Source organism: Fibrella forsythiae, from assembly GCF_017353175.1.
In the GTDB taxonomy this organism is placed as follows: domain Bacteria; phylum Bacteroidota; class Bacteroidia; order Cytophagales; family Spirosomataceae; genus Fibrella; species Fibrella forsythiae.
In genome coordinates, this window is record NZ_JAFMYW010000006.1 from 241117 (window position 1) to 253256 (window position 12140).

10 protein-coding genes are annotated in these 12140 nt (G+C 54.5%); 7 read left to right on the forward strand and 3 right to left on the reverse strand.

Annotated features, from left to right (window positions below):
- The first annotated feature begins 17 nt into the window (after positions 1–17).
- The 7 genes from J2I46_RS19725 to J2I46_RS19755 all read left to right on the forward strand — a co-directional run bounded on the left by J2I46_RS19725 (position 18) and on the right by J2I46_RS19755 (position 8239).
- A complete protein-coding gene (locus J2I46_RS19725) occupies positions 18–1145 on the forward strand; it encodes an esterase (RefSeq protein ID WP_207330774.1) in 1128 nt (375 codons plus the stop codon).
- Positions 1146–1166: 21 nt separating this feature from the next.
- Positions 1167–2336 (forward strand): esterase, encoded by a 1170-nt coding sequence (locus J2I46_RS19730; protein WP_207330775.1) that lies wholly within the window; start codon positions 1167–1169, stop codon positions 2334–2336.
- A 12-nt stretch (positions 2337–2348) separates the two neighbouring features.
- Complete coding sequence (locus tag J2I46_RS19735; protein ID WP_207330776.1) at positions 2349–3428, forward strand: esterase; 1080 nt, start codon at positions 2349–2351, stop codon at positions 3426–3428.
- Positions 3429–3588: 160 nt separating this feature from the next.
- Positions 3589–4695: an alpha/beta hydrolase-fold protein gene (locus J2I46_RS19740; protein WP_207330777.1), complete on the forward strand. Its 1107-nt coding sequence runs from the start codon at positions 3589–3591 to the stop codon at positions 4693–4695.
- Between the two features lie 136 nt (positions 4696–4831).
- Complete coding sequence (locus tag J2I46_RS19745; RefSeq protein ID WP_207330778.1) at positions 4832–6754, forward strand: alpha/beta hydrolase-fold protein; 1923 nt, start codon at positions 4832–4834, stop codon at positions 6752–6754.
- Positions 6755–6833: 79 nt separating this feature from the next.
- Positions 6834–7943, forward strand: coding sequence for an endo-1,4-beta-xylanase (locus J2I46_RS19750; protein WP_207330779.1), 1110 nt, complete (start codon positions 6834–6836; stop codon positions 7941–7943).
- 158 nt (positions 7944–8101) lie between these two features.
- Positions 8102–8239, forward strand: a complete 138-nt coding sequence (locus J2I46_RS19755) for a hypothetical protein (protein WP_207330780.1) — start codon at positions 8102–8104, stop codon at positions 8237–8239.
- Positions 8240–8256: 17 nt separating this feature from the next.
- On the opposite strand, the gene J2I46_RS19760 is transcribed toward J2I46_RS19755, so the two are convergent.
- The 3 genes from J2I46_RS19760 to J2I46_RS19770 form a co-directional block, all read right to left on the reverse strand.
- Positions 8257–9387, reverse strand: coding sequence for a BT3233 family polysaccharide utilization protein (locus J2I46_RS19760; RefSeq protein WP_207330781.1), 1131 nt, complete (start codon positions 9385–9387; stop codon positions 8257–8259).
- An 89-nt stretch (positions 9388–9476) separates the two neighbouring features.
- Positions 9477–10694: a glycoside hydrolase family 88 protein gene (locus tag J2I46_RS19765; protein ID WP_207330782.1), complete on the reverse strand. Its 1218-nt coding sequence runs from the start codon at positions 10692–10694 to the stop codon at positions 9477–9479.
- A gap of 163 nt (positions 10695–10857) precedes the next feature.
- On the reverse strand, positions 10858–12129 hold the full coding sequence (locus tag J2I46_RS19770) for a glucuronyl esterase domain-containing protein (RefSeq protein WP_207330783.1): 1272 nt from the start codon (positions 12127–12129) through the stop codon (positions 10858–10860).
- Positions 12130–12140: the final 11 nt, after the last annotated feature.

The window sequence follows — 12140 nt, forward strand, 5'->3', positions numbered from 1 at the left end:
CTAAACCTTAACTATCTATGAACCAACAAGTAGTTCGTCGATTCTGGCTTTTCTGGGCAGTATTCGGCCTGTATGCCGGGGCGCTGGCCCAGCCGCCTGGAGGGCCAGTAGTGGTGTCGCCACAGGTGAATGCTGACAACACGGTTACGTTTCGACTGCTGGCGCCGGGGGCAAAAGACGTAAAGCTGAACGCCCAGTTTGAGAAGGCTCCCGTCGCCATGACCAAAGATGCGCAGGGCGTCTGGAGCGTAACGACTGCTCCTGTGAAGCCGGATATGTACCCGTATTCGTTCGTGGTCGATGGCATTTCGGTGGCCGACCCTAAAAACTCAGCCATCTTTCCGAACGAAGGATTTCAGAATAGCGTGGTGGAAATAAACGGCTCGACGCCGTTGGTGCATTCGCTCCGGAACGTACCCCACGGTACGGTATCGTATCGCTATTACACCTCGCCCGAACTGGGGCAGCGGCCCGTGGTCGTGTATACCCCGCCCGGCTACGAAACCGACACGAAAACAACGTACCCGGTGCTATACCTGCTGCACGGCACAACGGACGTAGAAGAGACCTGGACGAAAGTGGGGCGCGCCAACATCATTCTGGATAACCTGATTGCGCAGGGAAAAGCCAAACCGATGGTCATCGTGATGCCCTACGGACGGGCATATCCGACGATCAGCAAATCGTCGGGCAGCCTCCGCAATTGGGACAATCTACAGGCGTTCAAGAAGGATTTTATGGGCAACCTGTTTCCGTTTGTCGAGAAGAACTACCGGGTAAAGAAAGACAAAGACAGCCGGGCCATTGCCGGGTTTTCGGGTGGTGGTGGCGAAACGCTCTACCTGGGTCTGAACAACCCCGACCTGTTTAGCTGGGTATGCGGCTTTGCACCCGGTATGCTGAAAGAAGAGTTCGACCGCAATAACGCCACCGCGTTTGCCAATCCCACGCAGACCAATCAGCGGCTGAAACTGTTCTGGATCGGCGTCGGCAAAGAGGACGGCCTGTACCCGATTATCAATGACTACCTGAAGGTGCTCGACGAGAAAAAGATCAAGCACGAAACGCTGATCTCGGAGGGCGGCCATACCTGGATGAACTGCAAGCTTTACCTGAGCACGATTGCCCAGAAACTATTTCAGTAACCCAACTAAGCCCCTGAACCAATGAAACAGTACAACCAAAAAAGGGTCCGGCTAACGCTGCTTGTCGCCCTGCTTTGCGCGGTTGGCATCATTCATGCCCAGCCACCCCGTGGTCCGCTGGTGGTGTCGCCCCAGGTGAACGCCGACAAGACTGTTACGTTCCGTTACCAGGCGCCACAGGCCAAAGCGGTGGAACTGAGCGCACAATTTGAAAAAGGACCCGTCGCCATGACTAAAGACGCCCAGGGCATCTGGAGCGTAACCGTCGGTCCCGTCAAACCCGACATTTATCCGTACAACTTTCGCGTGGATGGCGTATCCGTCATGGACCCGGCCAACGTGGCGTTCTTCCCGAATGAGCGCTTCAAAGCCAGCCTGGTCGACGTACCCGGCGACACGCCCCTGATTCACGCCATGCGCGACGTACCCCACGGTTCCATCAACTACGAATACTACCCGTCTATGGAAGGAACAACCGGCTCGCTGGTGGTATACACGCCACCCGGTTACGACCAGAACACGTCGAAGAAGTACCCGGTCTACTACCTGATCAGCGGCACGACCGATACCGAAGAGACCTTTTTCAAAGTCGGTAAAACGAATCTGATTCTGGATAACCTGCTGGCCGAGGGCAAGGTGAAACCGATGATCGTGGTGATGCCCTACGGCAACATCGCGGCCCGCGTTGCCGAACAAAAAGGCGGTTCCAAACCCGCCGACCCAACCGTTCGCGACGGGGCCGATGCCGTCAAACGCGCCAACGATTTCACGACAGATCTGGTGAGCAACGTCATTCCATACGTCGAGAAAAGCTACCGGGCCATTCCTAACCGGGAGAGTCGGGCGATCGGTGGCTTTTCGCGCGGGGGCGGGCAAACATTGCGGGCGGCTTTCAACAACATGGACAAGTTTGCGTACGTGTGCGCCTACAGTTCGTACCTGTCGCCCCAGGAAATGGACGGCAATTTCAGCCAGATTGTGGCCAAGCCCGACCAGACGAACAAGCAACTGAAACTGCTGTGGGTGAGCGTGGGCAGCGATGATTTTCTGTACAAAGGCACGGTGGAGTTTATGGACTACCTGAAGGCGAAAAAGGTGAACTACAAGAGCCTGATCACCGACGGTGGGCATACCTGGATGAACGTGAAAACGTACGTTGCCGCCACCACGCCCCTGCTGTTCCAACCCTAAACCCAACCGACCATGAATCGCATTTTATCTATTCTTCTGGCTGTTGTCGTTTCGGGGGCTACGGTACTGGCGCAGCAACGCCCACCGGCCATCAGCTCGCCCGATGTGCATAAAGACCATAGCATCACGTTCCGGTTTTTCTCCCGAAATGCCAAAAAAGTGACGGTTTCCGGCGAGTTTCTGAAAGCCCCGGTCGCTATGACGAAAGACACCTCAGGTATCTGGAGCGTGACCGTGCCGCCGGTGACGCCCGATATTTATCCGTACAGCTTTATGGTCGACAGCGTGTCAATCGCCGACCCGAGCAACACCTACATCTTCGCTAACGAGCGCTTCAAACGCAGCATCGTCGACGTACCCGGCGACCAGCCGCTGGTGCATTCGCTCCAGAACGTACCCCACGGCAAAATCAGCTACCGCTATTACAAGTCAGGTACGTTGGGCACCGCCCGTCAACTGCTGGTGTACACGCCACCGGGCTTCAACCCGAATGGCAAGACCAAATACCCGGTGCTATATCTGATTCACGGCGGTTCCGATACCGAAGAAACCTGGACCAAAGTGGGCCGCGCCAACCTCATCGCCGATAACCTGATTGCGCAGGGCAAAGCCAAACCGATGGTTATCGTGATGCCCTACGGCAACGTGCGCCCCGCGCCGATGGCTGATTTCACGAAAGACATGGTGAACGACATCGTACCCTTTGTGGAGGCTAATTACCCGGTCATTAAGGAGAGCAAAGGCCGGGCCGTAGCTGGGTTCTCGGTCGGTGGTGGCCAGACGCTTAACATCGGCCTGACCAACCCCTCCACCTTTGCTTATGTGTGCTCATACGCGCCCTACACCGCTACCGACGAGTTCAAAGCAAATTTTTCCAATTGGTCGCCCGATTCGAACAAGCTCAACAGCCAGTTGAAACTATTCACCATCAGCGTCGGCACCGACGATTTTCTGTACGAGCCGGTGAAGCAGAACATCGCGATGTTTACCGAGAAGAAGATCAATGTTAAGCCCTTCATTGTGCCCGGCGGCCATACCTGGATGAATTGCAAACTGTATCTCGCCAACACACTACCGCAGCTGTTTCGGTGAGGTGGTTTTGTCATTGCTGCTTTTTGTCATCCCGACGACAAGAGGGATCTTCGGTAGCCGGAGGTATTATCAGCCTCGCCCGAAGATTCCTTGTGCCTCGGAATGACAAAACTCAAATATCGATACCCTTGAACAGTATAAAACCAAAACCAATAACCATATGAATGTCAGATTAATTGCTGCTTTTTTTGCAGCCACGCTCATCAGTATCAGCTGCTTTTCGCAGACAATTCAGGAGGATTTCAAACCCTCTTCACTAAACCAGCCGGGACAGGAGTACCCGCAGGTGAATTCGCAGGGCTACGCCCGGTTCCGCATCTTTGCCCCCAAAGCCGACAGCGTCAAGGTGAGCCTGGGCCTGGGTGGTCGGGGAGGCACCAAGCTCAAAAAAGGAGACGACGGCTACTGGACCGCTACCACGGAAGGACCAATGGATGAAGGCTTTCACTACTATAACGTGACCATCGACGGCGGCAAGTTCAACGACCCCGGTGCCAAGAATTATTACGGCTCCGTTCGCTGGGAAAGCGGCATCGAGATTCCGGCCCACGATCAGGATTTCTACGCCCTGAAAGACGTACCTCACGGCAATGTGCAGCAGATTCTTTTCCCTTCGAAAAGCACGGGTACCCCACGTCGGGCGTTTGTGTACACGCCACCGGGCTACGAGAAAGAGAAATCGAAAAAGTATCCGGTGCTGTATCTGCAACACGGCTGGGGCGAAGACGAAACGGCCTGGAGCAACCAGGGACACGCTAACCTGATCATGGATAACCTGATCGCCGAGGGTAAAATCAAGCCGTTCCTGATTGTGATGACCTATGGCATGACCAACGAAGTGAAATTCGGCAAGATCCGGGAGTTCAAGATCGACCCCTTTCAAGCGGTACTCGTTGACGAACTGATCCCCTACGTGGATGCCAATTTCCGCACACTAACCAACCGGGACAACCGGGCAATGGCGGGCCTCTCGATGGGCGGCATGGAAACCAAAATGATCACCCTCAATAAGCCGGATGTCTTTGGGTACTACGGTCTGCTCAGCGGTGGCGTTTATGCCCCCGACGACCTGAAGGACAAGGCCAAACCGAAGCTCGTGTTCATCAGCTGCGGCAGCAAAGAGCGGCCCGATGGCGTAACGAAAGCGGTGACTGACCTAAAGGGAGCCGGGTATAATGCCGTTTCGTATGTGTCGGATAAGACAGCGCACGAGTTCCTGACCTGGCGCCGGAGCCTGCACGAGATGGCTCCATTGCTATTTAAGTAGGCATTTGTCTGCACCAAACTTTTGTCATCCCGAGGCACGAGGGATCTTCGGTAGCTGGAATATTTAGCCTCGTCCGAAGACCCCTCGTGCTTCGGGATGACAAAAAAGCCGCTTGTAATATCAAAATAGAGTAATCATGAAACGATTCTTATACTTAGTGACTGCCCTGAACTTGTTAAGTTTGGGTAGTTACGCCCAGAAAATAGAGAAAGAAGGGCCAAAAGGCTTCGACCAGGTACGTTCGGGCATCGCTACGGGCAAACTGGACTCTATCAGCTACCCGTCGAAAACCGTAGGTACGTCCCGCAAGGCACTGGTGTACACCCCGCCGGGCTATACCAAAAAGACGAAATACCCCGTGTTGTATTTGTTGCACGGCATCGGGGGTGATGAAAAAGAATGGCTGAAGGGTGGTAATCCGCAGGTGATTCTGGACAATCTGTACGCCGAAAACAAGCTCCAGCCGATGATCGTGGTGATGCCCAACGGCCGCGCCATGAAAGACGACCGGGCGGTGGGTAACGTGTTCGACAAAGACAAGGTCGAAGCCTTCGCTACCTTCGAAAAAGACCTGCTGAACGACCTGATTCCGTTCATCGAGAAGAAGTACCCTACCCTGACCGACCGCGAACACCGCGCCATTGCGGGCCTCTCGATGGGGGGTGGTCAGTCGCTGAATTTCGGGCTTGGAAATCTGGACAAGTTTGCCTGGGTAGGTGGATTCTCCTCGGCACCCAACACCAAACGGCCCGAAGAACTGGTACCGAACCCCGCCGATGCCAAACAGAAACTGAAGCTGCTTTGGCTTTCGTGTGGCGACGCCGACGGGCTCATCACGTTCAGCAAACGTACCCACGACTACCTGTACCAGAATAGCGTGCCGCATATCTTCTACGTGGAGCCGGGCGGGCACGATTTCAAGGTCTGGAAAAACGGCCTGTACATGTTCTCGCAATTTCTGTTCAAGCCCGTCGATGTGGCCTCACTGACCAAGTACACTGTGCTGGGCACCCCGGCGGCCACCAACGCCCGCAACGCCAAATACCCGCAGATACTGCCTGATAACCGGGTGGTGTTCCGCGTGAAAGCGCCCGACGCCCAGAAGGTGCAGATCGATCTGGGCAAGAAATACGACATGGTGAAAGACACGAGTGGCTTCTGGACCGCCACCACCGACTCCATCAGCCGGGGTTTTCATTACTACTCGCTCCTGATCGACGGCGTAGCCACGGCCGACCCGGCCAGCGAAACCTTTTACGGCATGGGCCGGATGGCCAGCGGTATCGAAATCCCCGATCGTGAAAGTGGTTACTACGACATGAAAGACGTACCCCACGGCGACATCCGCATCAAACGCTACCTCTCGAAAGCCACCAATACCTGGCGCGAAATGTACGTCTACACGCCACCGGGCTACGACAAATCGACCGACAAGTATCCGGTATTGTACCTACTGCATGGCGGGGGCGAAGATCAGCGCGGCTGGGCTACGCAGGGTAAAACAGACCTGATTCTGGATAACCTGATCGCCGAAAACAAAGCCAAACCGATGATCATCGCTATGCTCGACGGCAACGTGAGCGCCGGTGGCCTGGCCGGTTTCAACGAAAACGTGCTGAAGGCGTTTGAAAACGAACTGAAGCTAGGCGCGGTTCCCTTCATGGAAAGCAACTTCCGGGTCGAGACCGACGCCAAAAACCGGGCACTCGCGGGCCTGTCGATGGGCGGCTTGCAGACGCTGTACGCAGGCATCAAAAACACGAATATGTTTTCGAACCTGGGTGTGTTCAGTTCAGGCTGGTTTGCCAATAACCCCAAGCTGACTGACCCGCAATATGCCTTCATGAAAGACAACGCGTCCACCATCAACAGCAACCTTAAACACCTGTGGATTTCGATGGGCGGCAAGGAAGACATCGCTTATCAGAACTGCCAGGTTATGATGAAAAAATTCGATGAGCTGGGTGTCAAGTACAGCTACAGCGAATACGCGGGCGGCCATACGTGGCCTGTCTGGCGGCACGACCTGTCCCAGTTTGCCCAGGTGCTGTTTAAGTAGAGACCGCGGCGGCGGACCGTGCAATCCCTTGCGTCTCATCCAGTTACCGAATCGAATCAACCTGAAACAAAACCCTTTTATGCTTTCGAAAAATCACGTAATCACCCTTAAGGCAGCGGCCTTCCTGAGCCTATCCATACTGCATGGAACGGGCTACGCCCAAAAAATACCCTCACTGAAAGACACGTTTAAAAAGGACTTCGGCATTGGCACCGCGCTGAACAATGCTCAGATCGACGAACGCGACCCGGAAACGACGGCCTTTATTGTGCGCCAGTTCAACATGGCCACGCCGGAGAACATCATGAAGTCGGCGCTGATCCACCCCAAGTGGGACACCTATAATTTCGAGATGGCCGACAAGCTGGTGGCATTTGGCAAAAAGCACAACATCAAGATCAACGGGCATACGCTGGTCTGGCACTCGCAGTTGCCGCCGTTCATACGGGGGATCAAAAGTGCCGATTCCATCCGCACGTTCTTCACGGACCATATCAAAACCGTAGCCGGGCGGTACGAGGGCAAGGTCTATTCGTGGGACGTGGTTAACGAAGCACTCAATGAAGATGGCACCATGCGCAAATCGGTGTTCCTGCAATACCTGGGCGACGATTTCGTGACGGAAGCCTTCCGGCTGGCGCAACAGGCGGCACCCAAAACAGAGCTGTATTACAACGACTACAACAACGAACAACCGGCCAAGCGGGCGGGCTGCCTGGCGCTCCTGAAAAAGGTAAAAGAGGCCGGGGTGCGTATCGACGGCGTGGGTATTCAGGGTCACTGGCACGTTGGCCGAGTGCCGCTGAAAGACATCGAAGAGAGCATTCTACAATATTCGGCAATGGGCCTGAAGGTGATGTTTACCGAACTCGACATCGAGGTGCTGCCGCGCAACTTCCAGGGGGCCGACGTGGGTCAGCGCATGGCCGCCAACGCGCAGTCGAACCCCTACCCCGACGCCCTGCCCGACAGCGTACAGCAACAACTAGCCGCCGATTATGAAGCCCTGTTCAAGCTCTTCCTGAAGCATAAAGACAAAGTCACCCGCGTCACGTTCTGGGGCGTCAACGACGGCGATAGCTGGCTGAATGGCTGGCCCGTTCGGGGTCGTACCAATTACCCGCTGCTGTTTGATCGGAAAAATCAGCCCAAACCGGCTTTCGGGAAAGTAATTGCACTCAAGAAGTAACAGGCGGACCTTTGTTGACCCTCATCGGCAAAGCATAAACCAATCAGAATCGTCGTATTGTGGGTCGTTGGCTGGCGACACACCGGTACGTTGAAGTGAAACAGCATTGGTACAGCGGGCAACCTACGCGATGTGCCTAATGATTGGCTTCCTGCAATATGTCTGTAATCGAACGGCAACAGGAGCTACGACCTACGGCGAATGCGCTGCTAACTACTGGCAGCGCATTCACCGATGAAGAAGGAGGTCTTTCATTGGTAACCAAACAGAGCAGTAATATGTGTCACCGGTGGTAGCCAACGCTGGCAGGCAACTAGTTCATAGCCCGAATGACAGGCGGCTGTTTTTGTTTCAGACTGAACTGTCGCAGGTAAGTAAACCAGTCTTCCGCTGATGTGATCTGGCCTGCTTTATCCCAGGCACCGCCCGTGTAATAAACCAGATCGCCGACCGGGGCGGCGTTGAGTCGGGCCAGCAGATGGCTGTATTTGGTCAGCATCTGAACGGGTGTATCTGGAAACACACAGCCTATTCCTAATGTACCATCATTGCCATGCTTCGGCTCCCAATATCCCAACACGCCTGATTTTTCATCCAGCAATACCGGACTTGGTTCGTTGCGTTGACTGATACCAACCACCATAGGCAAGGTTTTCCCGGAATTTTGTTCAATGTGTACTGTCACTTTATTCAATTGCGACCCAGCATCCAGCGATACCGTTCGCACTTCCTGTACCCTAACGCCATCAAACGTGTAGGGGTCGAATCTGACGCGGAAAGTGGTACGCAGGGGGCCGTTGTCCAGGACCTCCCAACTCCGGTAGTTATGAATAAACTGAAGCGAATCGTGGAGGAACACGGCGATGTCACCCGCCCCGAGCGTCAGGCCGACGTGGTAATAATCCAGCCCTTCGCCATGGTCGGTGTGGTAATCATTTTGTTTGTACCACTTATTCAGAATTAGCTGATTGGTCCGCTTGGCCCAGATGTCGGTGCCGAACGCATTGTCTGAACGCCCGTTAAGGGCTGCACCGTAAATCCGAAAAGCAACCCGGTCATTTTCCCAGGCGAAATCATCGAAGCGTTCAGGTACGTAGCGACCATACGTTTTGGGGGTCACCAGAACCGGTTTCCTCTTTCGTACGATCAGCCCTATCGACTGATTCGGGCCAATCGAGACCTGAACCAGCAAATTCTGCACGTCTTTCTGGCCCTGGTGCTCCAACTGATAAGCGAGCGGCTGTTGGCTTCCCGTGAGCATCACCTGAAAATTTGTGGTGTCGATTACCGGAAAAGCTTTCACTACCTTAGCCCAGGGAATAGCAACAACCTCCTGACTCAGAGGAACATTAGCCGGATTGGTGATCTGTATCGTTGACTGGGCCCTTCCGGAAGAAATAACCCAAAAAAGCGTGGCGAAAGCAGTAAGTAGGGTCTTGATCATATGCTGAGTTCAATGGAGAATGGGGCGTCAGATGGGCTGTCTTATCTCACTTTTTGTGTTGTCTAAAAAACGACGAGTCTTGTTCAGGTTTACAAATTTGCCAAAACCGGTTTACCCAGCTGCAGCCTTTTAAGTCGGATCAGCGCTTCGATGTAATAATAATCAGCGTAGTTGATCGACGCATCTACTTCGCTGTTATTTGGCTTGTGGCCGGTGCTGTGCACCAAAAAGGCATCATTGACCTGACGGCTCTGATAGTTCGCCGATGATAGCGTTTCCAGCATCTGCTCGGCTTTGGTCCGGTATAGAGCAGCCTTCGATTTGTCTTTCACCAGGGTTGAGAGTTCCAGAAGAGCTGACGCCGTGACCGCCGCCGCCGACGCATCTTTAGGCGCATTTGGAATGGTTGGGTCGCTAAAGTCCCAATACGGAATCAGGTCTTTGGGAAGGCGTTGCAGATAAACGTCAGACACCTTCTGGGCGAAATCCAGAAATCTAGGATCTTTCGTTTCCCGGTAGGTCATCGTGTAGCCATAGATCGCCCAGCTTTGCCCACGCGCCCACATCGACTTGTCGGCGTAGCCCTGGTGAGTAACGCCTTTGATTTTCTTCCCGGTGTCGCGGTCGTATACAACCACATGATAAGAGGTATAGTCGGGCCGGAAATGGTTTTTCATGGTGGTCGTCGCGTGCGATACAGCCATGTCGTACAGGCGTTTACCACCCCCGTTTTTTGCCGCCCAGAACAGCAGTTCCAGGTTAATCATGTTATCCATGATGGTGTTGTGCTGTGGCCATTCCATGTTGGGAACCGGGCGCGGCCACGACAGGATGGTGCCTACCTTCGGACTGAAGAGCGTGGCCAGGGTATCGGCCGTAGCCAGCAGGATTTTTTTATACGCAGAATCACCCGTCAGTCGCAGGCCGTTACCGAAGCTGCAATACATCTGAAAGCCCAGATCATGGTCGATGGCCTTCTGGTATGCAAGTGGGGTCAGTTCCCGTGAAAAGGAATCGGCTTTGGTTTTCCATCTGGGATCTTTCGTGTACTCATAGAGGTACCATAACGTACCCGGCCAGAATCCACTGGTCCAGTCCTTATACCCAACATACGTCCAGGTTGTCTTACCGTTCAGAATGGTGCGGGGCAGATTCGGCTGGGTAGTGGGAAGCGACGCAGCCGTTTTCGACGCCTGCTGCACACAGTACCTAAGGACCGGATCGATAGGTATCCGGTCCCAAGTGAGGGTGAAACTACAAAGGCATACAAGCAGAACAAGTACAAACGTGAATCTGGATGAGGGCATGATACGCGGAGATGGTCGGTTAATAGCAAATAGTATCAGGAGGTGAAGGCGTACCCTTCTGCCCCGTACAATTTTCATGAATAGTATATATCATACTAATAAACAGACAGTTAATAGAAGCACCCTCAATTGATTAACTTACAATTCAAAGCAAAGACACGGCTTATTTCATTGTAAAATGCTTATCTAGGAATTGAAAGAAATACCGCCAGTCCAGGCTGGTTACGTCGTGTTCACCGGTCCGCATGTGGTAGCCGATAGTACCCTGCACGCTTGTGTTGAGGGGCGGTACCGTCGTTGTTGGTAACCCTTCCCGACCAAACAGCCGGTACACAGCACTGGCCGCTTTGGCCGATTCAAATTCACCGATCGGGTCGGCCCCTTTATCCTGCTCGGCACTGGCGATATACACGGGTCGGGGGGCCAGCAGGGCAATGACTTCGTGCTGATCGAACGGCAGTTGGGTTTCCTTGTCCATATACTGCCGGAAATTGGTGCTATACCAATGGGGAAAAACGGTACAGAGCCGACGGATGGATTCGCCCTGCCCCCGCCGAAACAGCGTTGCCCCTCCCGCGCCCGACTCGTTGCTGAGCACGGCAGCAAAACGGGTGTCGGTAGCCCCCGCCCACAGCGCCGCTTTGCCCAGCCGCGACCAGCCGAACAGGGCTATCCGTTTCCCGTCGATGGCCCGGTCGGTTTGCAGGTAATCCATGATCCGGCTTAGCCCCCACGCCCAGGCGGCAATCGTTCCAAAGTTATCGGGCCGGTTTTGCCAGTCGGGATAGGCCGTATGCACCCCCGTAGAAAAGCGGGTCGCCGGAACATCAGACGCGATGTCTTCGCGGTACGCCGTCACCAGCGCATAGCCATGATCAAGGATACTGTCCAGCGGCCATTGGCGGGCGTTGATGCCCCGACAGGCTTCCGTGGCCCGGTTGTCAACGACACACTCCAGGTTAACATACGGGTTGTTTCGGCTCTTTTCCAGGTAACTGGTGGCGATGCGAATACCAGGGTCGACACTGATGCTGTGATTCCCCCAGAAGTTTAGTCCCACAATGGCAGGAACAGGCTTTCGCCCCCGATTTGGCAGGTAGAGCAACACATCGATTCGGGGGCCGTCTGTCTTGCCGGTGATATAGATAGCGACCTGTTTGCGCGTCGCCTTCCCGCCCAGCGCCTTTGTGTCCGTATCAAATACCTGGAACGCCATCGCCGCTGGCTTCTCCGGCGACCGGCCGTATACCTGACTGGTAAACAACTCAATCAGCTCCGTCCGACGTACCTGGTTCCACTCGGCAACGGTCGAGATTACCGCACCGTTGTCTCTTCGTAGCGGATCAGGCAGGCCCGGCGTCGATTGAGCCAGCCCATGACGCGCCATTCCGAAGAAGCCGATCCCTCCAATCAATAAAAAGCGACCAATCGACATACCGTTCCAGG

Excerpts from the sequence above, each read along its gene's own strand:
- J2I46_RS19725 (WP_207330774.1), top strand. The coding sequence starts at position 18 with ATGAACCAACAAGTAGTTCGTCGATTCTGGCTTTTCTGGGCAGTATTC.
- J2I46_RS19730 (WP_207330775.1), top strand. The coding sequence starts at position 1,167 with ATGAAACAGTACAACCAAAAAAGGGTCCGGCTAACGCTGCTTGTCGCC.
- J2I46_RS19735 (WP_207330776.1), top strand. The coding sequence starts at position 2,349 with ATGAATCGCATTTTATCTATTCTTCTGGCTGTTGTCGTTTCGGGGGCT.
- J2I46_RS19740 (WP_207330777.1), top strand. The coding sequence starts at position 3,589 with ATGAATGTCAGATTAATTGCTGCTTTTTTTGCAGCCACGCTCATCAGT.
- J2I46_RS19745 (WP_207330778.1), top strand. The coding sequence starts at position 4,832 with ATGAAACGATTCTTATACTTAGTGACTGCCCTGAACTTGTTAAGTTTG.
- J2I46_RS19750 (WP_207330779.1), top strand. The coding sequence starts at position 6,834 with ATGCTTTCGAAAAATCACGTAATCACCCTTAAGGCAGCGGCCTTCCTG.
- J2I46_RS19755 (WP_207330780.1), top strand. The coding sequence starts at position 8,102 with ATGTCTGTAATCGAACGGCAACAGGAGCTACGACCTACGGCGAATGCG.
- J2I46_RS19760 (WP_207330781.1), bottom strand. The coding sequence starts at position 9,387 with ATGATCAAGACCCTACTTACTGCTTTCGCCACGCTTTTTTGGGTTATT.
- J2I46_RS19765 (WP_207330782.1), bottom strand. The coding sequence starts at position 10,694 with ATGCCCTCATCCAGATTCACGTTTGTACTTGTTCTGCTTGTATGCCTT.
- J2I46_RS19770 (WP_207330783.1), bottom strand. The coding sequence starts at position 12,129 with ATGTCGATTGGTCGCTTTTTATTGATTGGAGGGATCGGCTTCTTCGGA.